Raw genomic sequence first — 22366 nt, 5'->3', positions numbered from 1 at the left:
TTCCCCATCCACTACTTCAATCTGTTCAACATGAGCCAAGTCAAGCGTCTTACCGACCTGATCGCCGCCGGCCAGCTCGCCGGCAAGCGGGTGTTCATCCGCGCCGACCTGAACGTCCCGCAGGACGATCACGGCAACATCACCGAAGACACGCGCGTGCGCGCGTCCGTGCCGGCCATCCAGGCCGCGCTCGACGCCGGCGCGGCCGTGATGGTCACGTCGCACCTCGGTCGTCCGACCGAAGGCGAATTCAAGCCGGAAGACTCGCTCGCGCCGGTCGCGAAGCGTCTCGCCGAACTGCTCGGCCGTGACGTGCCGCTCGTCTCGAACTGGGTCGAGAACGGCGTGAACGTCGCGCCGGGCCAGGTCGTGCTGCTCGAGAACTGCCGCGTGAACAAGGGCGAGAAGAAGAATTCGGACGAACTCGCGCAGAAGATGGCGAAGCTCTGCGACGTCTACGTGAACGACGCGTTCGGCACCGCGCACCGCGCGGAAGCGACCACCCACGGGATCGCGAAGTACGCGCCGGTCGCGTGCGCGGGTCCGCTGCTGGCCGCCGAACTCGACGCGCTCGGCAAGGCGCTCGGCAACCCGGCTCGCCCGCTGGTCGCGATCGTCGCCGGTTCGAAGGTGTCGACCAAGCTGACGATTCTCAAGTCGCTCGCCGGCAAGGTCGATCAGCTGATCGTCGGCGGCGGCATCGCGAACACGTTCATGCTCGCGGCCGGCCTGTCGATCGGCAAGTCGCTCGCGGAAGCCGATCTCGTCGCCGAGGCGAAGGCGATCATCGACGAGGCGCGCGAGCGCGGCGCGTCGGTGCCGATCCCGACCGACGTCGTGACGGCCAAGGAATTCTCGCCGACGGCCGCGGCCACGGTGAAGCAGGTCGCCGACATCGAAGCGGACGACATGATCCTCGACATCGGCCCGGATACCGCCAAGGCGCTCGCCAGCCAGCTCGAGAAGGCCGGCACGATCGTCTGGAACGGCCCGGTCGGCGTGTTCGAGTTCGACCAGTTCGGCAACGGCACCAAGACGCTCGCCGAAGCGATCGCCAAATCGTCCGCGTTCTCGATCGCGGGCGGCGGCGACACGCTCGCGGCCATCGCGAAGTACGGCATCCATGACCAGGTCAGCTACATCTCGACGGGCGGCGGCGCCTTCCTCGAGTTCCTCGAGGGGAAGAAGCTGCCGGCAGTGGAAGTGCTCGAAACGCGGGCGGCCTGAGCGTGGCGGCGCGCGCAGGGGTGACGAGGGCCGCGCGCTCCGCGAAGGCGGAGCAGCCGGCCGGCGCGGGCAAGCGCAAACGCGCGCCCGCGCGGGCGAACTCGACCCCGCGCGCACCGGCGGCCGCCGGCGACGCGGTCGTGCAGCACCACGAGATTCAGAACAAAGCGATGCCGGGCGCAAGCACCGGCACGCCCCCCGGAACGGCCGCCGCTGGGCCCGCCGATTCCGGCTCTCGCAGCGTTTCACCCAGCGCATCCACCTTGATCCAGATGAGGAGTTTCATGCAGCGCGCCACCAAGATAGTCGCCACGATCGGCCCGGCTTCCAGTTCGCCGGAGATTCTGCTGCAGATGATGCAGGCGGGCCTCGACGTCGTGCGGCTCAACTTTTCGCACGGCACGGCCGACGATCACCGCCAGCGCGCCGAGATGGTGCGCGAGGCCGCCCGCAAGGTCGGCCGCGAGATCGCGATCATGGCCGACCTCCAGGGCCCGAAGATCCGCGTCGGCAAGTTCGAGAACGGCAAGACGACCCTCGTGCCGGGCCAGGCCTTCATCCTTGATGCGGGCTGCGAACTCGGCAACGACGAGCGCGTCGGCCTCGACTACAAGGAACTGCCGCGCGACCTGAAGCCGGGCGACCTGCTGCTGCTGAACGACGGCCTGATCGTGCTGACCGTCGAGCGCGTGCTCGGCGACGAGATCCACACGATCGTCAAGGTGGGCGGCGAGCTGTCGAACAACAAGGGGATCAACCGCCAGGGCGGCGGTCTGTCGGCGCCCGCGCTGACCGCGAAGGACATGGAAGACATCCGCACGGCGATGTCGCTCGGCGCGGATCTGGTCGCGGTGTCGTTCCCGAAGAATGCGACGGACATGGAAATGGCGCGCCAGCTCGCGAACATCGCGGGCGCGCCGTACGGCATCAAGCCGAAGATGATCGCGAAGATCGAGCGCGCGGAGGCGATTCCGGCGCTGCAGAGCATTCTCGACGCGTCCGACGGCATCATGGTCGCGCGCGGCGACCTCGCGGTGGAAGTCGGTAACGCGGCCGTGCCGGCGCTGCAGAAGCGGATGATCCGGATGGCGCGCGAGTCGAACAAGCTCGTGATCACCGCGACGCAGATGATGGAATCGATGATCCACGCGCCGGTGCCGACCCGTGCCGAAGTGTCGGACGTCGCGAACGCGGTGCTCGACGGCACCGACGCGGTGATGCTGTCGGCCGAGACGGCCGCCGGCAAGTACCCGGTCGTCACGATCGAGACGATGGCGGCCGTGTGCGTCGAGGCGGAAAAGTCCGAGCACGTCGAGCTGGACAAGGATTTCCTCGACCGCACGTTTACGCGGATCGACCAGTCGATCGCGATGGGCGCGCTGTTCACCGCGTATCACCTCGGCGCGAAGGCAATCGTCGCGCTGACCGAATCGGGCGCGACCGCGCTGTGGATGTCGCGTCACTACACGCACGTGCCGATCTTCGCGCTGACGCCGCGCGTCGGCAGCGAGCGCACGATGGCGCTGTACCGCAACGTGACGCCGCTGCACGTCGACTTCAACAGCGACCGCGATTCGGCGCTGCAGGCGGCGCTCGAGATCGTCGTCAAGCAGGGCTATGTGCAGCACGGCGACATGGTCGTGCTGACCGTCGGCGAGCCGATGGGGCAGGCGGGCGGCACCAACACGCTGAAGATCGTGCGGGTCGGCGAGCATTATTGAGCGCCGGCATGCGCCGGGCCGGCCCGGCGGCCGGTCCACCGGCCGCCCGAGCCGATCGGGCACCGTTTTTTGACGAAAGCCGCGCGGGGTCTGATGCCCCGCGCGGCTTTTTTTCTGTTTTTTGGCCGGATTGTGCCGTGCGAAGGTAACAAATTGCGAGTACGCGCTACCGGCCGGTCGGAATCGGAGGCGCTTCGCGATAAAATGCGGCTATTCGACGCTCAGCCGCGCCGTGCCGCCCCGGTTTCGACGGGGCCGAGCGCCGCGCCGGCGTCAGGGCGCACCGGTTTTCATTCCAAGGAGTTCCACAATGCCTCTCGTATCAATGCGTCAATTGCTGGACCACGCGGCAGAGCACGGTTACGGCCTGCCGGCCTTCAACGTGAACAACCTGGAGCAGGTCCAGGCGATCATGGCGGCGGCGGATCAGGTCGGCGCGCCCGTGATCATGCAGGCATCGGCCGGCGCGCGTAAGTACGCGGGCGAGCCGTTCCTGCGCCACCTGATCGAAGCGGCGGTCGAGTCGTATCCGCACATCCCGGTCGTGATGCACCAGGACCACGGCCAGTCGCCGGCCGTGTGCATGGGCGCGATCCGCAGCGGTTTCACCAGCGTGATGATGGACGGTTCGCTCGAAGCCGACGGCAAGACGGTCGCCTCGTACGAATACAACGTCGACGTGTCGCGCAAGGTCGTCGAGATGGCGCACTCGATCGGCGTGACGGTCGAAGCCGAACTCGGCGTGCTCGGCTCGCTCGAGACGATGAAGGGCGACAAGGAAGACGGCCACGGCGCGGAAGGCACGATGACCCGCGAGCAACTGCTGACCGATCCGGAGCAGGCCGCCGACTTCGTGAAGCTCACGCAGTGCGACGCGCTCGCGATCGCGATCGGTACGTCGCACGGCGCGTACAAGTTCTCGAAGAAGCCGACGGGCGACATCCTGTCGATCCAGCGCATCAAGGAAATCCACGCACGCATCCCGAACACGCACCTGGTGATGCACGGTTCGTCGTCGGTGCCGCAGGAACTGCTGGCCGAGATCCGCGAATTCGGCGGCGACATGAAGGAAACCTACGGCGTGCCGGTCGAGGAAATCCAGGAAGGCATCAAGCACGGCGTGCGCAAGATCAACATCGACACCGACCTGCGTCTCGCGATCACCGGCGCGATCCGCCGCTACCTGTTCGAGAACCCGGGCAAGTTCGATCCGCGCGACTACCTGAAGCCCGCGCGCGAAGCGGCGAAGCAGGTGTGCGTCGACCGCTACCTCGCGTTCGGCTGCGAAGGCCAGGCCGCGAAGATCAAGCCGGTGTCGCTCGACAAGATCGCCGAGCAGTACAAGTCCGGCGCGCTTGCGCAGGTCGTGCGCTGAGACTGTAGTACGATTGCCCCGCCCGGTCTTGCCGCCGGGCCGGGGCTGGCCGCCCGGGCGCCGGATTCGATCCGGCCCTCGGGGCGGCCGTTCCGTCCGGCCGAACAAGGGCCGGCCGGCAGCCGGCGGGCCTGATCGCCCGCCGGTTCGCCGACGCATTGCAAGACCGCCGTTCCCGCCTGCCGCGGGGAACGGCGTTTCCCTTTTTGTTTGGCTCCTTATCTGCGAAAAGACGATGTCTACCCTTTACGAATCCACGCTCCGCTCGCTGCCGCTCCTCGGTCGCGGCAAGGTCCGCGACAACTACGCGGTCGGCAACGACAAGCTCCTGATCGTCACGACGGATCGCCTGTCGGCATTCGACGTGATCATGGGCGAGCCGATTCCGAACAAGGGCCGCGTGCTGAACCAGATGGCGAACTTCTGGTTCGACAAGCTCGCGCACATCGTGCCGAACCACCTGACGGGCGACGCGCCGGAAGCGGTCGTCGCGGCCGACGAGGTCGAGCAGGTCAAGGGCCGCGGCGTGGTCGTCAAGCGCCTCGAGCCGATCATGATCGAGGCGGTCGTGCGCGGCTACCTGGCCGGCAGCGGCTGGAAGGAATACCAGGAGTCGGGCGCCGTGTGCGGCGTGAAGCTGCCGGAAGGCCTGCAGAACGCGCAGAAGCTGCCCGAGCCGATCTTCACGCCGGCCGCGAAGGCCGAGCTCGGCGAGCACGACGAGAACATCACGTTCGAGGAAACCGAGCGCCGCATCGGCACCGAGCTGGCCGCGACGATCCGCGACATCTCGATCCGCCTGTACAAGGAAGCGGCCGACTACGCGGCGACGCGCGGCATCATCATCGCCGACACGAAGTTCGAATTCGGCCTCGACAATCACGGCAAGCTGTACCTGATGGACGAAGTGCTGACGGCCGATTCGTCGCGCTTCTGGCCGGCCGACCAGTACCAGGTCGGCACCAACCCGCCGTCGTTCGACAAGCAGTTCGTGCGCGACTGGCTCGAGGCGCAGCCGTGGGGCAAGACCGCGCCGGCACCGGCACTGCCGGCCGACGTCGTCGAGAAGACGGCCGCGAAGTACCAGGAAGCGCTCGAGCGCATCACCGGCCAGCCGCTCGCCTGAAGGAAGGAACGCACGAAATGAGTGAAGTCCAGACTGCCCACACGCACAGCGCGCCGCTCGTCGGCGTGCTGATGGGTTCGAGTTCCGACTGGGACGTGATGAAGAACGCGGTCGCGATCCTGCAGGAATTCGGCGTGCCGTACGAAGCGAAGGTCGTGTCCGCGCACCGGATGCCCGACGAGATGTTCGACTACGCGGAGAAGGCGCGCGAGCGCGGGCTGCGCGCGATCATCGCGGGCGCCGGCGGTGCCGCGCACCTGCCCGGCATGCTGGCCGCGAAAACCACGGTGCCGGTGCTCGGCGTACCGGTCGCGAGCAAGTATCTGAAGGGCGTCGATTCGCTGCACTCGATCGTGCAGATGCCGAAGGGCGTGCCGGTCGCGACGTTCGCGATCGGCGAGGCCGGCGCCGCGAACGCCGCGCTGTTCGCGGTGTCGATTCTGTCCGGCACGTCGGTCGACTACGCGAACCGCCTCGCCGCGTTCCGCGTGCGCCAGAACGAAGCCGCGCACGCGATGGTGCTGCCGCCGCTCGCATGACGGCGCACCGGCGGCCGCACTGCCGTTCCAGCGACCGCCAGATCCTCATCACTGCGGCGGGCAGCGCCCGCCGCGACCGACCACTGACATGACCGCAACTCCTGATTCCGTTTCCCCGATCCTGCCCGGCGCGTGGCTGGGCATGGTCGGCGGCGGCCAGCTCGGCCGCATGTTCTGCTTTGCCGCCCAGTCGATGGGCTATCGCGTCGCCGTGCTCGATCCCGATCCGACGAGCCCCGCCGGCGCGGTCGCCGACCGTCACCTGCGCGCGGCCTACGACGACGAAGCCGCGCTCGCCGAACTGGCGGACCTGTGCGATGCCGTGTCGACGGAATTCGAGAACGTGCCGGCCGCGAGCCTCGATTTCCTCGCGCGCACGACGTTCGTCGCGCCGGCCGGCCGCTGCGTCGCGGTCGCGCAGGACCGGATCGCGGAGAAGCGTTTCATCGAGGCGTCGGGCGTGCCGGTCGCACCGCACGTCGTGATCGAATCGGCGGCGGCGCTCGCCGCGCTCGACGATGCCGCGCTCGACGCGGTGCTGCCGGGCATCCTGAAGACGGCGCGCCTCGGTTACGACGGCAAGGGCCAGGTGCGCGTGAACACCGCGCGGGAAGCGCGCGACGCGCATGCGTCGCTCGGCGGCGTGCCGTGCGTGCTCGAGAAGCGCCTGCCGCTGAAATACGAAGTGTCCGCGCTGATCGCGCGCGGCGCGGACGGCCGCGCGGCCGCATTCCCGCTCGCGCAGAACGTGCATCACAACGGCATCCTCGCGCTGACCGTCGTGCCGGCGCCGGCCGCCGATGCCGCGCGCGTCGAGGAGGCGCAGCAGGCAGCCGTCCGGATCGCCGATACGCTCGGCTACGTCGGCGTGCTCTGCGTCGAATTCTTCGTGCTGGAAGACGGCTCGTTCGTCGCGAACGAAATGGCGCCGCGCCCGCACAACTCCGGCCACTACACGGTCGATGCGTGCGCAACGAGCCAGTTCGAGCAGCAGGTGCGCGCGATGACGCGCATGCCGCTCGGCAATCCGCGCCAGCATTCGCCGGCCGCGATGCTGAACATCCTCGGCGACGTGTGGTTCCCGAACGGCGCCGCGGCCGAGGCCGTCACGCCGCCGTGGGACACGGTCGCCGCGATGCCGGCTGCGCACCTGCACCTGTACGGCAAGGAAGAAGCGCGCGTCGGCCGCAAGATGGGCCACGTGAACTTCACGGCCGAGACGCGCGACGATGCCGTTGCCGCCGCCACCGCGTGCGCGCAGCTGCTGCGCGTGCCGCTCGACTGAGGCGCCAGCCGATGTCCATCGATCTCCCGAACTCCGTGACGCCCGCGCAGATCGACGCGGCTGCCGCGCTGCTCGACGCGGGGCAACTCGTCGCGTTCCCGACCGAAACCGTGTACGGGCTCGGCGGCGACGCGGCGAATCCCGAGGCCGTCGCGCGCATCTATGCGGCGAAGGGGCGTCCGGCGAACCATCCGGTGATCGTGCACCTGCCGCCCGGCGGCGATCCCGGTTACTGGGTCGAAGACCTGCCGGCCGATGCGCGGGCGCTGATCGATGCATTCTGGCCAGGCCCGCTGACGCTGATCCTGAAACGCCATGCGCGCATTCCGGACGCCGTGAGCGGCGGCCAGGATTCGGTCGGCCTGCGCTGCCCGTCGCATCCGGTCGCGCAGGCGCTGCTGGCCGCGTTCAGCGCGCGGCGCGGCGGCCACGGCGGCGTCGCCGCGCCGTCCGCGAACCGCTTCGGTCACGTGAGCCCGACCACCGCCCAACACGTACGCGACGAATTCGGCGACACCGTGCACGTGCTCGATGGCGGCCCGTCGGAAGTCGGCATCGAATCGACGATCCTCGACCTGTCGCGCGGCTTTCCGGCGCTGCTGCGCCCCGGCCACGTGACGCCGCAGCAGATCGCCGACGTGCTCGGCCGCGCGCCGCGCCTGCCCGACGGCAGCGACGCGACCGCACCGCGCGCGTCGGGCACGCTGAAGGCGCATTACGCGCCGCGCACGCCGCTCGCGCTGCTGCCGTTCGATGCGCTCGAGCCGCTGCTCGTGGCGGCGCAGACCGATGGCGAACGTGTCGCGCTCGTCGCACGCGCGTCGCGCGTGGGACGCTGGGCGCAGGCCGACGGCGTGCATTTCGTCGCGGCGCCGGAAGATCCGCAGGCGTATGCGCGCGACCTGTACGGCATGCTGCGCGCGCTCGACCGCGCGCAGGTCGCCCGCATCCTCGTCGAGAAACTGCCCGAGACCGTCGAATGGATCGCGGTCAACGATCGCCTCGGTCGTGCGGCCGCCGCGTTCGAAGCGCGCGACTGACGCAGCCGTTCGTATCCGCTCGTGAAATGAAAAACGCCCGACCGGCGAACCGGTCGGGCGTTTTCGTTTGCGCGCGTGGCGCGCGGCTTACTTGCCGACGCCCGAGGCCGCGATCTGCTGCTGGACGTACTGCGCGAACAGCGCGTGCAGACGCGTCGTCGGGTGGACCGTGTCGGCGAACATGTAGGTCTGGTCCGCGTTGGCGGTCGTGTAGGTCTGCGGCGAGCAGAACAGCGACGAGCCGAAGGCGGTCGCGTCCGCGACGCCGTACTGGGTCGCCGCCGCGACCATCGCCTTCAGGTTGCATGCGGTGTCGGTGTTCGACACGCTGAAGCCGTTCGCCTGGTAGTTGGCCGCGATGCCGTCCTGCCACTTGAACGCATCGACCACCGCGTACTTCGTCGTGTCGACCTTCAGCGCGGCGAGCGTGCCGACCAGCGTCTGGTTGAACAGCCCCGACAGCTGCGTGAACGCGGCTTGCGTCTGCGGGCCGCCTTGCAGCGCGAGCGGCGTGCCGCCGATGTCCGGCACCGTTGCGACGAACACGTGCGCCGCGCCGGCCGCGACGATCTGCTGGACGATGCCGCCGAGCTGCTGCGCGGCGAGGCCGATCGCCTGCGCGGCCGCGAGCTGCGCGGCCGGCGTGTTGCCCTGCGCCTGCGCGACCTGTGCCTGATAGAAGATGTCGTTGGCGCCGCCGTTGATCAGCACGATCTGGCCGGCGTTGAAGCTGCCGTGCTGCGTCAGGTATTGCTTGACCTGGTCGGCGATCGGGGTCGTCGTGGCCTGCGCGTAGTCGGCGTTCGGCACGCTCGAGGCCGCGTGGCCGATACCCGGTTGCAGCGTCACGCGCGAGCCGCCCTGCGCGTAGCCGAGGCCGCCCGTGGCCTGCAGCGGAATGCCGAAGCCACCCTGGTTCGCGGGCTGCAGCGTGTCGCCGTAGTACTGCGCGACGTCCTGCGTCCACACCTGGCCGGGGTTGGTCGTGAAGCGGCCGCCGCCGAATCCGAGCTTGATCTGCGAGTAGGTGCCGGCGTCCGACAGGCTGTCGCCGAACGACACGACCTGCATCTTCACGCCGGACGGCGGCGTGTTCGACGCGCTGCTGTTGTTGTCGTCCCCGCCGCCGCACGCGGCGAGCAGGGCGAGCGCGGCGCCCGCGATCGCGACCTGCGCGGTGCGCAGCAGGCGTTGACGGGTGCGCGACGGGAATTGTCGTTGTGACTGCATCGTTCGATCTCCTCGTAGATATGGCCCGATGTGTTTCTCATCTGCCGCGCGCCGGCTCGGATCCGGGCTGCGCGGCGGCCGTTGGCTGAAACGGTTATTGGTCGCGCACGGCCGCAAGCGGCACGGTGCGCGGATCGCGATTCGCGGCCTCGGCGATCTGCGCATGATAAGCGCTCGCCCATTCGGGCGGGCCGAAAATCGCGCGCAGCTTGTTGCGCCATCCGTGGACGCGCAACGCGTCGGCCGCCATCGACACCCACTCGTGAAACGTCGCGACGAGCGGATTGTTCGAGCCGAGCGGCTCGACGATTCCGTATTGCGGCGGATCGTCGGGCGACTCCTCGACGTAGCTGCCGAACAGGCGGTCCCAGATCACGAGCACACCTGCGTAATTGCGGTCGATGTAGCGCGGATTACGTGCGTGGTGCGCTCGATGAATCGACGGCGTGTTGAACACGTATTCGAGCCAGCCGAGCTTGCCGATCGCCTGCGTGTGCACGAAGAACTGGAACGCGAGGTTGATCAGCACGATGCCGACGATCTGCTGCGGCGGAAAGCCGAGGAACGCGAGCGGCAGCCAGAACGCCCACATGCCCGCGACGGGATACATCAGGCTCTGCCGGAACGCGGTCGAGAAATTCATCCGCTCGGACGAGTGATGCACGACGTGCGCGGCCCACAGCCAGCGCACGCGATGGCTCGCGCGATGGAACACGTAGTAGAGGAAGTCCTGGCCGACGAACAGCACGGCGAACGACAGCCAGCCGTCGTGCCACGTGAACAGCCGGAAATGTGCGTAGCAGTACGCATAAACGGGGATCACGAACAGCCACGCGAGCTTGTCGGCGCCCTGGTGCATCAGGGCGAGCGCCGCGTTGCACAGCGTGTCGCGCCACGCATAGACATGGTCCTGCGCACGTGTGCGGGCGAGGTGCCAGGCTTCCCACGCGATGCAGAGCAGGAAGACGGGCGCCAGCGCGAGCAGAAGCAATTCGACGTCGAATCGCATGGACGTGTCTCCTCCTTTCCCCTGCAAGCCGTGTGGCCGGGCGTACGGCCCGTTGTAGATATCGGTCAGGCCAACAGCCTACGCAATCGCCACGCGCTAGGCGAGGGGGCAGCGTAGAGGGTTCCCTCAGAGCGCCCCCAAACCTGTCGCTTCGCGCCAGGCCCCCCGAGGGGGCAAGAAAACTTGGGGCGGCCCGGCGTTTTCTTGAGGACAGGGTTTCTACGGAAGTCATGCGCAACGGGGCCGCGCGGTGCGGCCCCGTTTTGCGGGCACGGCTGGCGGCCCGTGCGCGGCGCGCTGGCGGCCGGGGCCGTTTCAAACCATGCGGGGCGAAACCCCGGGGGCGGGGCGTCTTGCCGTGATCGACGCAAGCCGACAGCCGGGCATGCGTGCGCCGCGTCGCGGCGAGTGCATCGTCAGTGCGCGCCCGCGTAGATCCATTCGAGCAGCGTGTCGTGCGCGGCGCGCGCGGCTTCCGCGTGATCGTCGTTGATGAAGCTGACGACGATGTAGCTCTGGCCGTCGGCGCCCGCGACGTAGCCCGCGATCGCGCGCACGTCGCGCAGCGTGCCGGTCTTGATGTGCGCGTTGCCGAGCACGCCGGCGTTGGTCAGGCGGTTCTTCATCGTGCCGTCGATGCCGGCGATCGGCAGCGAATCGATGAACGCCTGCGCGACGGGGCTCGCGTTCGCGGCTTGCAGCAGCGCGGCGAGCGACTGCGCGCTCACGTGCTCCTCGCGCGACAGGCCCGAGCCGTTCTCGAGATCGAGGTCGGGCATCGCGATTCCGCTCTTCTGCAGGAACGCGTGAATCGCGCGGCTCGACTGCTCGGGGCTCGCGGGCGGCTTGCCGGCGGCCGCGCCGATCGTCAGGAACAGGTTGCGCGCCATCACGTTGTTGCTGAACTTGTTGATGTCGTAGACGATGCTGCCGAGCACGGGGCTGTGATGGACGGCGAGCGGGCGCGCGGCGGTCGGCACCTTGCCTTCGCTGACCGGGCCCGCGATCGTCCCGCCGTCCTGCTGCCACAGCGCGAGGAAGCCGCGCGCGAAGAACGTCGTGTGATCGAGGATCGCGAGGTTGGTCGTGTGCGCGCCGCAGCGCAGCGGATAGTCGCCGGCGAACGACGCGGTCATGATCCCGCCGCCGGCCGACAGCGTCGGGCGCGCGGCAGCGGCAGCCGCGCCGCACGACCCGGTGCCTTCGTACAGCTGGTTGTCGATCGACAGGTTCGCGAGCGGCGGCAGCACGTCGACGGCGATCTTGCCGTCGTCGCCCGGCGTGACCGTGAACGACACGGCCTTGAACGCATACAGCAGCGGATCGGGGCCGACGTTGTACGGTGCGCTCGCGTCGTCGTCGAACGACGGCAGGTCGCGCGTCGACGCGGCGAAATAGCTCTTGTCGAGCACGAGCCCGCCGGCGACGCGCTTGACGCCGGCCTTGCGGATCTTGTCGACGAGGTCGATCAGTTCCTCCGGTACGAGCTTCGGATCGCCGGTGCCCTTGATGTACAGGTTGCCCTGCAGCGTGCCGTCCGGATCGACCGGGCCGTCCGCGTACGCGGTCGTGCGCCAGCGGTAGTCGGGGCCGAGGATCGACAGGCCCGAGAAGGTCGTGACGAGCTTCATCGTCGACGCCGGCATCATCGGTCGGTTCGCATTCCATGCGATCAGCGGCTCGGGGTCGCCGACGCGCTCGACGACGACGCTCATCGCCGATGCCGGCACCTTCGCGCGCTGCAGCGCGACGAGCACGGACGCCGGCAGGCCGGCCGCCCGCGCGGCGGGCGACACGACGGCGGTCTTGCGCGCTTCCTTGTGGGGCTTCTTGCGGGCCTGCGCGGACGGTGCGAACGCAAGGGCCGTGCAGGTGGCGACGACGGCGGCCGCGCGCAGGAACGGGCGGGCGCGGGGGGCGAACCGGGCGGAAAGATCGGAAATCGGCATGGGCGAATACGGGAAAAGCACGGGATTCGGGCAGGGCGCGCGCGGCGCCGGAGCGCACATTGTAGAGACAAGTGCGCACACGTCCCTTGCAATCCGCCTTTCTGTTGCATTGCACGGGGCGCACGCGTTTCGCGGCGCTACAATGGTCGCCATGTTTCACTCGCCCGATGGGTTCCAGCTCCGATGCGGATTCTGCTTGTTGAAGACGATCGAATGATTGCCGAGGGCGTACGCAAGGCGTTGCGCGCCGACGGCTTCGCGGTCGACTGGGTGCAGGACGGCGACGCCGCGCTCACGGCGCTCGGCGGCGAGACGTACGACCTTCTGCTGCTCGACCTCGGCCTGCCGAAGCGCGACGGCATCGACGTGCTGCGCACTTTGCGCGCGCGCGGGCTGTCGTTGCCGGTGCTGATCGTCACCGCGCGCGATGCGGTGGCCGATCGCGTGAAGGGGCTCGACGCGGGCGCCGACGACTACCTCGTCAAGCCGTTCGACCTCGACGAACTGGGCGCGCGGATGCGCGCGCTGATCCGCCGCCAGGCGGGGCGCAGCGAGTCGCTGATCCGTCACGGCGCGCTGACGCTCGATCCCGCGTCGCATCAGGTGACGCTCGACGGCGCGCCCGTCGCGCTGTCCGCGCGCGAGTTCGCGCTGCTCGAGGCGCTGCTCGCGCGGCCCGGCGCGGTGCTGTCGAAGAGCCAGCTCGAGGAAAAGATGTACGGCTGGGGCGAGGAGATCGGCAGCAACACGGTCGAGGTCTACATCCACGCGCTGCGCAAGAAGCTCGGCTCGGACCTGATCCGCAACGTGCGCGGGCTCGGCTACATGGTCGTCAAGGAAAGCTGACGCGTGAGGTCGATTCGTCATCAATTGCTGATCTGGCTGCTCGCGATCGTCGTCGCGGGCGTGGGCGCCGCGGGCTGGCTCATCTATCGGCAGGCGCTCGCCGAGGCGAACGAGCTGTTCGACTACCAGCTGCAGGAAATCGCCGCGGCGCTGCCGTCCGAGCCGTTTTCGCAGGTGTTCGGTTCGCGCACCAACGGCGACGAAGGCATCGTGATCCAGATCTGGAACCGCAACGGCGTGCTGATGTACTTCTCGCATCCGCGTGCGCCGATCGCGCCGCGCGCGGAGCTCGGCTTCTCGACCGAGCGCACCGATCGCGGCGAATGGCGCGTGTACGGCGCGATCGTCGGCGACAACGTCGTGCAGCTCGCGCAGCCGCTGTCGGTGCGCAACCGGCTCGCCGCGAACGTGGCGCTGCGCACGCTGTGGCCGCTGATCGTGCTGCTGCCGTTCCTCGGCGCGGCGGTCTGGGTGATCGTCGGGCGCGGGCTCGCGCCGCTCGGCCGCGTGACGCGCGCGGTCGAGGCGCGCCGGCCGGAAGCGCTCGATCCGTTGCCCGATGCGCGTCTGCCGCTCGAGGTGCAGCCGCTCGTGCGTGCGCTGAACGGGCTGCTCGCGCGGCTGTCGGCGGCGCTCGACACGCAGAAGGCCTTCGTCGCCGATGCCGCGCACGAACTGCGCACGCCGCTCGCGGCCGTGCAGATCCAGGCGCAGCTCGTCGCGCGCGCGAAGGACGACACGTCGCGCCGCGAGGCGGTCGCCGATCTGCAGGCCGGCGTCACGCGCGCGACGCGCCTCGCCGAGCAGTTGCTCGCGCTGGCGCGCGCCGAACCGGACGGTGCGACGATGCGCGAGCCGGTCGATCTGCAGGCGCTGCTCGTCGAATGCGTGGCCGCGCATGCACCGCTCGCGCAACGGCACAGCATCGATCTCGGCTTCGAGGAAAGCAGCGCGGCGACCGTCGTCGCGGATGTCGGCGCGCTGCGCGTGATGTTCGGCAACCTGCTCGACAACGCGGTGAAGTACACGCCGGACGGCGGCCGCATCGACGTGTCGCTGACTCGCGACGCGGCCGGCCGCGTGTGCGTGCAGATCGGCGACAGCGGCCCCGGCATCCCGGCCGACGAGCGCGAGCGCGTGTTCGACCGCTTCTACCGCGACAGCTCCGCGCGGGCGCGCGCCGACGTGTCGGGCAGCGGGCTCGGGCTGGCGATCGTCAAGCGCGTCGCGGCGCAGCAGGGCGCGACGGTGACGCTTGGCGACGCGGCCGCGGGCGGCCTGCTCGTGAGCGTCGTGTTCCGCGACGCCGAGATGCCGGCGCAGGTGCCGCAGGCATCCGAATCCGTATGACGAACGGCGCCGGCGGTGGCCTAAGCCCCGTTTAAGGTCGATTAAGCCTCCTTTAAGTCAGGGTCGTTACGCTGCGTCCTAACAAAGAGGAGGTCCTACGATGAACACCCGATTCCTTGCGCGCGGCGCCGTCGCGGTCGCCGTGGCTGCTGCCCTGTCCGCCGGCTATGTCGCAGGCACCCGCCGCGCCGATCCGCAGATCATCACGCCCGCGCAGGCCGCCGCGCTGATGCCGGCCGAGGCCGCGGCGAAGACCGGCATTCCCGATTTCTCCGGGCTGGTCGAAACCTATGGCCCGGCGGTCGTGAACATCAGCGCGAAGCACGTCGTGAAGCAGGTGTCGCGGCGCGTGCCGCAGCCGCAGCTGCCGATGGATCCGAGCGATCCGTTCTACCAGTTCTTCAAGCACTTCTACGGCCAGATTCCGGGCATGGGCGGCGACACGCAGCCGGACGACCAGCCGAGCGCGAGCCTCGGTTCGGGATTCATCGTCAGCGCGGACGGGTACATCCTCACCAACGCGCACGTGATCGACGGCGCGAACGTCGTCACGGTCAAGCTGACCGACAAGCGCGAGTACAAGGCGAAGGTCGTCGGCGCCGACAAGCAGTCCGACGTCGCCGTGCTGAAGATCGACGCGAGCGGCCTGCCGACCGTGAAGATCGGCGATCCGGCACAGAGCAAGGTCGGCCAGTGGGTCGTCGCGATCGGTTCGCCGTACGGCTTCGACAACACGGTCACCTCCGGCATCATCAGCGCGAAATCGCGCTCGCTGCCCGACGAGAACTACACGCCGTTCATCCAGACCGACGTGCCGGTGAACCCCGGCAACTCGGGCGGCCCGCTGTTCAACCTGCAGGGCGAGGTGATCGGCATCAACTCGATGATCTATTCGCAGACGGGCGGCTTCCAGGGCCTGTCGTTCGCGATCCCGATCAACGAGGCGATCAAGGTCAAGGACGAGCTCGTGAAGACGGGCCACGTGAGCCGCGGCCGCCTCGGCGTCGCCGTGCAGGGGCTGAACCAGACGCTCGCGAGCTCGTTCGGGCTCCAGAAGCCGGACGGCGCGCTCGTCAGTTCGGTCGACCCGAACGGCCCGGCCGCGAAGGCGGGCTTGCAGCCGGGCGACGTGATCCTCGCGGTCAACGGCTCGCCGGTTGCCGATTCCACGTCGCTGCCCGCGCAGATCGCGAACCTGAAGCCGGGCTCGAAGGCCGATCTGCAGGTGTGGCGCGACAAGTCGAAGAAGTCGATCAGCGTGACGCTCGGCGCGATGTCCGACGCGAAGCTGGCCTCGAACGACGGCGGCCCCGTCGAGCAGGGGCGCCTCGGCGTCGCGGTGCGTCCACTCACGCCGCAGGAGCGCAGCGCCACCAGCCTGTCGCACGGGCTGATCGTGCAGCAGGCCGGCGGCCCGGCAGCCAGCGCGGGCATTCAGCCCGGCGACGTGATCCTCGCGGTGAACGGCCGCCCGGTCACGAGCCCCGAGCAGTTGCGCGACGCGGTCAAGGGAGCGGGCAACAGTCTTGCTCTCCTGATCCAGCGCGATAATGCACAGATCTTCGTGCCGGTCGACCTGAGCTGACCGGCGGCCGCTGCGGGCCGGCTTCGCCGGCCTTGGCGGGCGCTGCCGGCGTTCGGCCCGTGGTGCTGTGTTCCGACCCGAAAAGGAGGGAGCCATGCAATATCTACGCAACGTGTCCCGATTTGCCGCCGCCGCGGCGCTGGCCGCCGGCTTCGCCGTCGCCGCGCCCGGCGCGTACGCGCAATCGGACGGCTTGCCCGCGGCGAGCCAGCAGGGCGATGTCAGCTACGTGTCGGGTGGCATCGGCAAGGATCAATCGACGGCATTCGAGCAGAGCGAAGCGGCGTGGCCGCTCGCACTGCGCTTCACCGGCAAGGGTGGCGAATTCCTGGCCGACGTCCATGTGCGGATCGTCGACGGCAAGGGCACCGAGCTGCTGACGACGGACGCGCGCGGGCCGTACATGCTCGTGAAGCTGCCGCCTGGGCGCTACACCGTGCACGCGTCGTACCAGGGCAGCGACGAATCGCGCGCGGTCACGGTCGGTGCGAAGGGCGGGGCGAAGGCCGCGTTCCAGTGGAGTGCGCAGTAGCGTATCGCGCGCGGGCGCGGCCAGGCCGCGCAATCGGAGGCGGTTTCGCCCATAATGAGAGCCACGGCACCTGTGCCGTGGCTTTTTCGTTTCCTGCGCCCGGCTTGCCCGCCGGGGCCGCCGTCCGGAGGAGAAACGATGTCCGACGCTGCCGACCCTCGCCTCGAGATCGTGCCGAACCGCCATCGCGTGCGCGTGATCCATCGCGGCATCACGTATGCCGATTCGCACGGCGCGCTGACCGTGCGCGAAACGGGCCTGCCGGACATCCATTACCTGCCGCGCGGCGACGTCAACATGCACCGGCTCGTGAAGTCGAGCGTCACGACGGATTGTCCGGTGAGGGGCCGTGCGGTGCATTTCAACCTGCAGACGGAAGACGGCGTGATCGAGAACGCCGCATGGAGTTACGAGGAACCGGGGGAGACCGCGTCCGCGCTGGCGCACTACGTCGCCTTCGATGTCGCGCGAGTCGACAGTCTCATCGAGACGTCCTGATGCGGCGCGCGTTCATCGGGGAGGCATCATGGAACTGAACGACACGTTACGCGTACCGCTCGCGCCGGCCGTCGTGCGGGAAGCCCTCGAGGATCTCGCGTTGCTGCGGGCGAGCTTCGACCATTGCGAATCCTTCGTGAAGCACGCGCACGGCGAATTCGCGCTGACCATCACGGTGCCGCTCGGCCCGCTGCGTGCGCGCTACGACGTGCGTGCGCATTCGGCGAGCGAGCAGGGCGACGCGGAAGGCCAGCCGCGCCGCGTGCTCAACTTCAAGGCGCGGGCCGACGGCCTCGGCGCGCTGCGTGGGCAGGTCGAGCTGGTGCTGCGGCCGGACGATGACGACGCGGCCGCGACGCGCATCGAATACGTCGTGTGGGCGACGGCGAGCGGGCCGCTCGCCGAACTGCCGGCACGGCAGATCGAGAATGCGCTGCACGCGTGGACCGACGATTTCTTCCGGGAATTCTGCGCGGTCGTGCAGGCGAAGCACGGTCTCGTGCCGAACCGCGCGCGTTCGAGCCCGCAGCGTCGCCAGCATGTGTTCCTGCGGCCCGCGTCGCTGATGGCCGCGGCGAAGCGTCCGCTACCGCCGCACCTCGGCGGCGCGCTGAGCGGCCGCGTCGCGAGCGCCGTGCATCATCGCGAATCCGGCCCGCTGCCCGTCTGGGCGTGGGCGGCGATCGTCGTGTTCGTCGCGCTGCTGCTGTATGCGGCGCGCTGGATCAACGGCGTCTGAGCGGCCGGCGGCCACCGCGATACGCGGTCGAGCGCCGGCGGCGCGGCGGCCATTAGCGCCGCGCATCGGGCGCGGCGCCGCGAAATTCCCTCCGATAGGCCGACGGCGACGTGCCGAGCGCGCCCGCGAAATGCTGACGCAGCGACACGCTCGAGCCGTAACCGGCCGCCTGTGCGACCGCGTCGATCGATTGTCCCGTCGTTTCCAGAAGATGCTGCGCGCGCGTGAGCCGCTCGGCCTGCAGCCACGCGGTGACGGTCGTGCCCGTCGCCTGGCGGAAGTGGCGCGTGAACGTGCGCCGGCTCATCAGCACGCGTTCGGCGAGCGAATCCACACTGTGCGCGATGTCCAGATGCGCGCGCACCCAGTCGAGCAGGCCCGCGAGCCGCGCGTCGCGCGGATGCGCGGCGACCGGCTGCGGCACGTATTGCGCCTGCCCGCCCTGGCGGTGCGGCGGGATCACGAGACGGCGCGCGATCCGGTTCGCGGCGTCCGAGCCGAAGCGCCGCCGCACGACGTGCAGGCAGCAGTCGAGCCCCGCGGCCGTGCCGGCCGACGTCATCAGGTTGCCGTCGTCTACGTACAGCACGTCGGGGTCGAGCTTCACGCGCGGAAAGCGCTGCGCGAAGTCGTCGGCCCACGCCCAGTGCGTCGTGGCCGGGCGCCCGTCGAGCAGCCCGGCCGCGGCGAGCACGTATGCGCCGAGGCACAGGCCGACGACCTGCGCGCCGCGCGCGGCGGCCGCGCGGACCGCATCGACCAGCACGTCAGGCGGTGCTTCGTCGGGGTCGCGCCATGCCGGGACGATGACGATGTCCGCGTCGTCGAGCGCCTCGAGCCCGTACGGCGCGGTGATCGTGAAGCCGCCCGTCGTCGACAGCGGGCCGCGCTCGGCCGAGCACACGCGGAACTCGAACGCGGGCATCGCGGCCGCGTCGCGTTCCTTGCCGAACACGACGGACGGCACCGACAGGTGAAACGGGCTGATGCCGTCGTACGCGATCACGGCGACGACGGTCGGGGCAGGGGCAACGGACGACGCGGCGGCGCGCATGGCGGGCTCCGGAAGGGTGATGGCCCGATTCTATCGAAGAATGGCTATCGGGCCACTGTCCGTCAGCGCGATGCGATCCGACAATGCATCGCATCGCGCTGCTGGCCGCCCCGTTCCGGAGCGGGGCGGCGCCGCCGAAACCGGAGCCTGCCATGTCGAATGCCCAATTGCCTTCCGCTTCCCGCCGTGCGCTGATCGTGATCGATGTCCAGAACGAATACGTGACGGGCAACCTGCCGATCGAATATCCGCCCGTCGACGCATCGCTGGCGAACATCGGCCGCGCGATCGACGCCGCGCACGCGGCCGGCGTGCCCGTGATCGTCGTCCAGCACGTCGCGCCGGCGGGCGCGCCGATCTTCGCGCCGGGCACGGACGGCGTCGCGCTGCATCCGGTCGTCGCCGACCGCCCGTATGCGCACCTGATCGTGAAGGCGCAGGCCAGTTCGTTCGCCGGCACCGATCTCGCCGCATGGCTCGACGCGCGCGGCATCGACACGCTCGCGGTCGCCGGCTACATGACGCACAACTGCAATGCGTCGACGGTCTATCACGCGGCGCACGCGGGGCTCGCCGTCGAGTATCTGGCGGACGCGACCGGCGCGTTGCCGTACGAGAACGAAGCGGGCGCGGCGAGTGCCGAAGAGATTCACCGCGCGTACACGGTGGTGTTTCAGTCGAATTTCGCGGCCGTGATGTCGACCGATGCATGGATCGCGGGACTCGGCGGCGCGGCGATGCCGGCGCGCGATTCGGTGGCCGCGTCGAACCGGCGGGCCCGCGCGCAACGCGCGAAGGCGGCCTGAGCGAATCGGGGAGGGCAGGGGGGCGACCGGGCGGAGCGGCGCTGCCGCCCGCGCGTGGCCGGATCGACCGGCCGGTCGCGATGCCGCGATGCCACGGTGCGTGGCGCGCCGGCGGAGGGGTAGCCGGTCAGTCGCCCGTCTTCAGCATCGCCGGGCTGTAACGCATCATGTCGAAGCAGCCGTCGACGAGCTGTTCCGCATGCTGCTCGGCGTCGATCTCGTCGGGCAGCATCAGCATGTCACGCACGAAACCGCTGACGAGCGTGTGCAGCATCAGCGTCGCACGCCATGTGTCGAGCCGCTCGGGCAGCAGCTTGAGCCGCACGGCGCCGGCGAGATCGGCATCGATCGCGTGCAGCGCCTCGCTCATCCCCGCACGATTGCGCTGCAGCAGCGGCTCCATGTCCGCGACGTACTCGCACTTCATGAACAGGATGCTGAACACGCGCCGCAACTGCGAGTCGCGCTGCACGCCGAGCAGGCACCAGATCAGGATCCTGCGGATTTTCTCCAGCGGATTGCCGCCGGGCGCATCGAGCGGCATCCGCTTGAGCTCGTCGATCGGCAGGAACACACGGTCGAACATCGCGTCGAACAGCTCGCTCTTGTTCGCGAAATGCCAGTAGATCGCGCCGCGCGTCACGCCGGCGTGCTGGGCGATGTCCGCGAGTGAAGTGTGCGACACGCCCTTCTCGAAGAACACGTGTTCGGCGGCGTCGAGAATGCGGTTGCGCGTCTCGAGCGCCTCCTCCTTGGTGCGTCTGACCATGTGCAGGCCTGAATGAATCGATCGTGGATGAATATAGGGTCCGTAACCCTCGTCGTCGCTGTGCGGACGGGCTATGCTTGCGACTGGTAATAATTCGTAAGACCTAGCGGTTGGCGAAGGGCGAGCGGGCTTTTTACATACATTCGTGAATGTATATACAATACCACCCTACGATCGAATGACCAAAGTGGCAATCAGTTAATATCCCACTCTGCTGATTCCCGCCAAAGTACCAGTCCGCAGTTCGCGGCATCTCGTCGGCATGGAGGTCTCGTGCCGACTTGCTGTATCCAGCAGTCCAGTAATTCAGGTGTTCGATCTGCGCCGCGAGGCGCATCCGTGTTGCGCTCCCGTCGGGTGCTGCACTTATTCCATTGGTTACACACAGAGGTCGCTCCATGCGCGTCGAACGGGTTCCATACCGCTTGATCACTGTCGCGGCAGCCGCGGTTTTCCTGGCTGCATGCGGAAAAAAAGAATCGGCACCGCCGCCGCAAACGCCGGAAGTCGGCGTCGTCACCGTCCAGCCGCAAGCCGTGCCCATCTTCAGCGAACTGCCGGGCCGTACCAGCGCATTCCTCGTCGCGCAGGTGCGCGCGCGGGTCGACGGCATCGTGCTGCGCCGTGAATTCACCGAAGGCACCGACGTCAAGGCTGGCCAACGTCTCTACAAGATCGATCCGGCGCCGTACATCGCGGCATTGAACAGCGCGAAGGCGACGCTCGCGAAGGCGCAGGCGAACCTCGTCACGCAGAACGCACTGGTCGCGCGCTACAAGGTGCTCGTGGCCGCGAACGCGGTCAGCAAGCAGGACTACGACAACGCGGTGGCCACGCAGGGGCAGGCCGCGGCGGACGTCGCGGCCGGCAAGGCGGCGGTCGATACCGCACAGATCAACCTCGGCTACACGGACGTGGTCTCGCCGATCACGGGCCGCGTCGGCATTTCGCAAGTGACGCCGGGCGCCTACGTGCAGGCGAGCCAGGCGACGCTGATGTCGACGGTGCAGCAGCTCGATCCCGTGTACGTGGACCTCACGCAATCGAGCCTCGAGGGGCTGAAGCTGCGCCAGGACGTGCAGAGCGGCCGCCTGAAGACGAGCGGTCCGGGCGCGGCGAAGGTGTCGCTGATCCTCGAGGACGGCAAGACGTATTCGGAAGCCGGCAAGCTGCAGTTCTCCGACGTGACGGTCGACCAGGCAACCGGCTCGGTGACGATCCGCGCGGTCTTCCCGAACCCGGGCCGCGTGCTGCTGCCGGGGATGTTCGTGCGCGCGCGGATCGAGGAAGGCGTGAACGAGAACGCGTTCCTGGTGCCGCAGATCGGCGTCACGCATGACCAGAAGGGCCAGGCGATCGCGATGGTGGTGAACGCGAGCAACAAGGTCGAGCCGCGTCAGCTGAAGACGTCGGGCATGCGCGGCCAGGACTGGATCGTCGAAGGCGGTCTGCAGGCGGGCGACCACGTGATCGTGCAGGGCGTCGAGAAGGTGCGTCCGGGCGCGACCGTGAAGTCGGTGGAGGCACAACTCGCACCGGCGGCCGGCGCCGCATCGGGTGTCGCCGCTGCCACCGCCGCGCCGGCTGCCGCCGGTTCCGGCGCCGCCGCCGCGTCCGGTGCCGCCGCATCGGGCGCCGCGCCGGCGAGTGCTGCCGCTGCTTCGAGCGCGCAATAACAGGGAGCCT

21 protein-coding genes are annotated in these 22366 nt (G+C 69.0%); 15 read left to right on the top strand and 6 right to left on the bottom strand.

Features of this window, described 5'->3' with window-relative positions; translation table 11 throughout:
* The first annotated feature begins 30 nt into the window (after positions 1–30).
* Positions 31–1227 (top strand): phosphoglycerate kinase, encoded by a 1197-nt coding sequence (locus tag ACV22V_RS12350; RefSeq protein WP_006481732.1) that lies wholly within the window; start codon positions 31–33, stop codon positions 1225–1227.
* Positions 1228–1384: 157 nt separating this feature from the next.
* Here ACV22V_RS12350 and ACV22V_RS12345 read toward each other — a convergent pair whose 3' ends face one another.
* Positions 1385–1513 (bottom strand): hypothetical protein, encoded by a 129-nt coding sequence (locus ACV22V_RS12345; protein ID WP_256097633.1) that lies wholly within the window; start codon positions 1511–1513, stop codon positions 1385–1387.
* On the opposite strand from ACV22V_RS12345, the gene pyk reads away from it, so the two are divergent.
* From pyk to ACV22V_RS12315, 6 genes are all read left to right on the top strand, one after another.
* Positions 1512–2948 carry a pyruvate kinase gene (gene pyk, locus ACV22V_RS12340; RefSeq protein ID WP_059447904.1) on the top strand — a complete coding sequence of 479 codons (1437 nt, stop codon included), beginning with the start codon at positions 1512–1514 and terminating at the stop codon, positions 2946–2948. The two genes, ACV22V_RS12345 and pyk, sit on opposite strands and share 2 nt — an antisense overlap.
* 310 nt (positions 2949–3258) lie before the next feature.
* Positions 3259–4323, top strand: a complete 1065-nt coding sequence (gene fba, locus ACV22V_RS12335; protein ID WP_014896168.1) for a class II fructose-bisphosphate aldolase — start codon at positions 3259–3261, stop codon at positions 4321–4323.
* A gap of 235 nt (positions 4324–4558) precedes the next feature.
* Positions 4559–5449, top strand: coding sequence for a phosphoribosylaminoimidazolesuccinocarboxamide synthase (locus ACV22V_RS12330; RefSeq protein ID WP_448014027.1), 891 nt, complete (start codon positions 4559–4561; stop codon positions 5447–5449).
* Positions 5450–5466: 17 nt separating this feature from the next.
* A complete protein-coding gene (purE, locus tag ACV22V_RS12325) occupies positions 5467–5988 on the top strand; it encodes a 5-(carboxyamino)imidazole ribonucleotide mutase (RefSeq protein WP_012364611.1) in 522 nt (173 codons plus the stop codon).
* Between the two features lie 88 nt (positions 5989–6076).
* Positions 6077–7273: a 5-(carboxyamino)imidazole ribonucleotide synthase gene (locus tag ACV22V_RS12320; RefSeq protein ID WP_448014025.1), complete on the top strand. Its 1197-nt coding sequence runs from the start codon at positions 6077–6079 to the stop codon at positions 7271–7273.
* A gap of 11 nt (positions 7274–7284) precedes the next feature.
* Entirely contained in the window at positions 7285–8313 is a 1029-nt protein-coding gene (locus ACV22V_RS12315) for an L-threonylcarbamoyladenylate synthase (protein WP_448014024.1), read from the top strand.
* An 87-nt stretch (positions 8314–8400) separates the two neighbouring features.
* Here the strand turns inward: ACV22V_RS12315 and ACV22V_RS12310 are convergent, their stop codons facing one another.
* The 3 genes from ACV22V_RS12310 to dacB form a co-directional block, all read right to left on the bottom strand.
* Positions 8401–9543, bottom strand: coding sequence for an SGNH/GDSL hydrolase family protein (locus tag ACV22V_RS12310; protein WP_448014022.1), 1143 nt, complete (start codon positions 9541–9543; stop codon positions 8401–8403).
* Positions 9544–9637: 94 nt separating this feature from the next.
* The gene (locus ACV22V_RS12305; RefSeq protein ID WP_059527973.1) at positions 9638–10552 is read right to left on the bottom strand and encodes a sterol desaturase family protein; all 915 of its coding nucleotides are present in this window, start codon (positions 10550–10552) and stop codon (positions 9638–9640) included.
* Positions 10553–10968: 416 nt separating this feature from the next.
* Positions 10969–12501 carry a D-alanyl-D-alanine carboxypeptidase/D-alanyl-D-alanine endopeptidase gene (gene dacB / locus ACV22V_RS12300; RefSeq protein WP_059527970.1) on the bottom strand — a complete coding sequence of 511 codons (1533 nt, stop codon included), beginning with the start codon at positions 12499–12501 and terminating at the stop codon, positions 10969–10971.
* 183 nt (positions 12502–12684) lie between these two features.
* Between dacB and ACV22V_RS12295 the strand changes: the two genes are divergently transcribed.
* From ACV22V_RS12295 to ACV22V_RS12270, 6 genes are all read left to right on the top strand, one after another.
* The gene (locus ACV22V_RS12295; protein ID WP_040141750.1) at positions 12685–13347 is read left to right on the top strand and encodes a response regulator; all 663 of its coding nucleotides are present in this window, start codon (positions 12685–12687) and stop codon (positions 13345–13347) included.
* Positions 13348–13350: 3 nt separating this feature from the next.
* Complete coding sequence (locus ACV22V_RS12290; protein WP_059527967.1) at positions 13351–14697, top strand: ATP-binding protein; 1347 nt, start codon at positions 13351–13353, stop codon at positions 14695–14697.
* A 100-nt stretch (positions 14698–14797) separates the two neighbouring features.
* A complete protein-coding gene (locus ACV22V_RS12285; protein ID WP_448014019.1) occupies positions 14798–16282 on the top strand; it encodes a DegQ family serine endoprotease in 1485 nt (494 codons plus the stop codon).
* A 94-nt stretch (positions 16283–16376) separates the two neighbouring features.
* Complete coding sequence (locus ACV22V_RS12280) at positions 16377–16814, top strand: carboxypeptidase-like regulatory domain-containing protein (protein WP_059527962.1); 438 nt, start codon at positions 16377–16379, stop codon at positions 16812–16814.
* A 138-nt stretch (positions 16815–16952) separates the two neighbouring features.
* The gene (locus ACV22V_RS12275) at positions 16953–17312 is read left to right on the top strand and encodes a DUF427 domain-containing protein (protein ID WP_448014017.1); all 360 of its coding nucleotides are present in this window, start codon (positions 16953–16955) and stop codon (positions 17310–17312) included.
* 28 nt (positions 17313–17340) lie between these two features.
* The gene (locus tag ACV22V_RS12270; protein ID WP_059690609.1) at positions 17341–18051 is read left to right on the top strand and encodes a CoxG family protein; all 711 of its coding nucleotides are present in this window, start codon (positions 17341–17343) and stop codon (positions 18049–18051) included.
* A 52-nt stretch (positions 18052–18103) separates the two neighbouring features.
* Here the strand turns inward: ACV22V_RS12270 and ACV22V_RS12265 are convergent, their stop codons facing one another.
* Positions 18104–19105, bottom strand: a complete 1002-nt coding sequence (locus ACV22V_RS12265; protein WP_059690608.1) for a helix-turn-helix domain-containing protein — start codon at positions 19103–19105, stop codon at positions 18104–18106.
* Positions 19106–19257: 152 nt separating this feature from the next.
* Here ACV22V_RS12265 and ACV22V_RS12260 point away from each other — a divergent pair, with 152 nt between their 5' ends.
* A complete protein-coding gene (locus ACV22V_RS12260) occupies positions 19258–19911 on the top strand; it encodes a cysteine hydrolase family protein (protein ID WP_321851294.1) in 654 nt (217 codons plus the stop codon).
* A 127-nt stretch (positions 19912–20038) separates the two neighbouring features.
* Here the strand turns inward: ACV22V_RS12260 and ACV22V_RS12255 are convergent, their stop codons facing one another.
* The gene (locus ACV22V_RS12255) at positions 20039–20680 is read right to left on the bottom strand and encodes a TetR family transcriptional regulator (protein WP_448014016.1); all 642 of its coding nucleotides are present in this window, start codon (positions 20678–20680) and stop codon (positions 20039–20041) included.
* Positions 20681–21078: 398 nt separating this feature from the next.
* On the opposite strand from ACV22V_RS12255, the gene ACV22V_RS12250 reads away from it, so the two are divergent.
* Positions 21079–22356 carry an efflux RND transporter periplasmic adaptor subunit gene (locus ACV22V_RS12250; protein WP_059527948.1) on the top strand — a complete coding sequence of 426 codons (1278 nt, stop codon included), beginning with the start codon at positions 21079–21081 and terminating at the stop codon, positions 22354–22356.
* Positions 22357–22366: the final 10 nt, after the last annotated feature.

Source organism: Burkholderia sp. AW33-5, from assembly GCF_053427615.1.
This window is presented reverse-complemented; position numbering and strand designations above follow the sequence as displayed.

Bases quoted from the DNA above. Each gene is read 5' to 3' on its own strand.
- purE (WP_012364611.1), top strand. From the start codon at position 5,467: ATGAGTGAAGTCCAGACTGCCCACACGCACAGCGCGCCGCTCGTCGGC.
- pyk (WP_059447904.1), top strand. From the start codon at position 1,512: ATGCAGCGCGCCACCAAGATAGTCGCCACGATCGGCCCGGCTTCCAGT.
- ACV22V_RS12285 (WP_448014019.1), top strand. From the start codon at position 14,798: ATGAACACCCGATTCCTTGCGCGCGGCGCCGTCGCGGTCGCCGTGGCT.
- ACV22V_RS12345 (WP_256097633.1), bottom strand. From the start codon at position 1,513: ATGAAACTCCTCATCTGGATCAAGGTGGATGCGCTGGGTGAAACGCTG.
- ACV22V_RS12350 (WP_006481732.1), top strand. From the start codon at position 31: ATGAGCCAAGTCAAGCGTCTTACCGACCTGATCGCCGCCGGCCAGCTC.
- ACV22V_RS12265 (WP_059690608.1), bottom strand. From the start codon at position 19,105: ATGCGCGCCGCCGCGTCGTCCGTTGCCCCTGCCCCGACCGTCGTCGCC.
- ACV22V_RS12280 (WP_059527962.1), top strand. From the start codon at position 16,377: ATGCAATATCTACGCAACGTGTCCCGATTTGCCGCCGCCGCGGCGCTG.
- ACV22V_RS12295 (WP_040141750.1), top strand. From the start codon at position 12,685: ATGCGGATTCTGCTTGTTGAAGACGATCGAATGATTGCCGAGGGCGTA.
- ACV22V_RS12255 (WP_448014016.1), bottom strand. From the start codon at position 20,680: ATGGTCAGACGCACCAAGGAGGAGGCGCTCGAGACGCGCAACCGCATT.
- ACV22V_RS12250 (WP_059527948.1), top strand. From the start codon at position 21,079: ATGCGCGTCGAACGGGTTCCATACCGCTTGATCACTGTCGCGGCAGCC.
- dacB (WP_059527970.1), bottom strand. From the start codon at position 12,501: ATGCCGATTTCCGATCTTTCCGCCCGGTTCGCCCCCCGCGCCCGCCCG.
- ACV22V_RS12270 (WP_059690609.1), top strand. From the start codon at position 17,341: ATGGAACTGAACGACACGTTACGCGTACCGCTCGCGCCGGCCGTCGTG.
- fba (WP_014896168.1), top strand. From the start codon at position 3,259: ATGCCTCTCGTATCAATGCGTCAATTGCTGGACCACGCGGCAGAGCAC.
- ACV22V_RS12315 (WP_448014024.1), top strand. From the start codon at position 7,285: ATGTCCATCGATCTCCCGAACTCCGTGACGCCCGCGCAGATCGACGCG.
- ACV22V_RS12320 (WP_448014025.1), top strand. From the start codon at position 6,077: ATGACCGCAACTCCTGATTCCGTTTCCCCGATCCTGCCCGGCGCGTGG.
- ACV22V_RS12310 (WP_448014022.1), bottom strand. From the start codon at position 9,543: ATGCAGTCACAACGACAATTCCCGTCGCGCACCCGTCAACGCCTGCTG.
- ACV22V_RS12330 (WP_448014027.1), top strand. From the start codon at position 4,559: ATGTCTACCCTTTACGAATCCACGCTCCGCTCGCTGCCGCTCCTCGGT.
- ACV22V_RS12260 (WP_321851294.1), top strand. From the start codon at position 19,258: ATGTCGAATGCCCAATTGCCTTCCGCTTCCCGCCGTGCGCTGATCGTG.
- ACV22V_RS12275 (WP_448014017.1), top strand. From the start codon at position 16,953: ATGTCCGACGCTGCCGACCCTCGCCTCGAGATCGTGCCGAACCGCCAT.
- ACV22V_RS12305 (WP_059527973.1), bottom strand. From the start codon at position 10,552: ATGCGATTCGACGTCGAATTGCTTCTGCTCGCGCTGGCGCCCGTCTTC.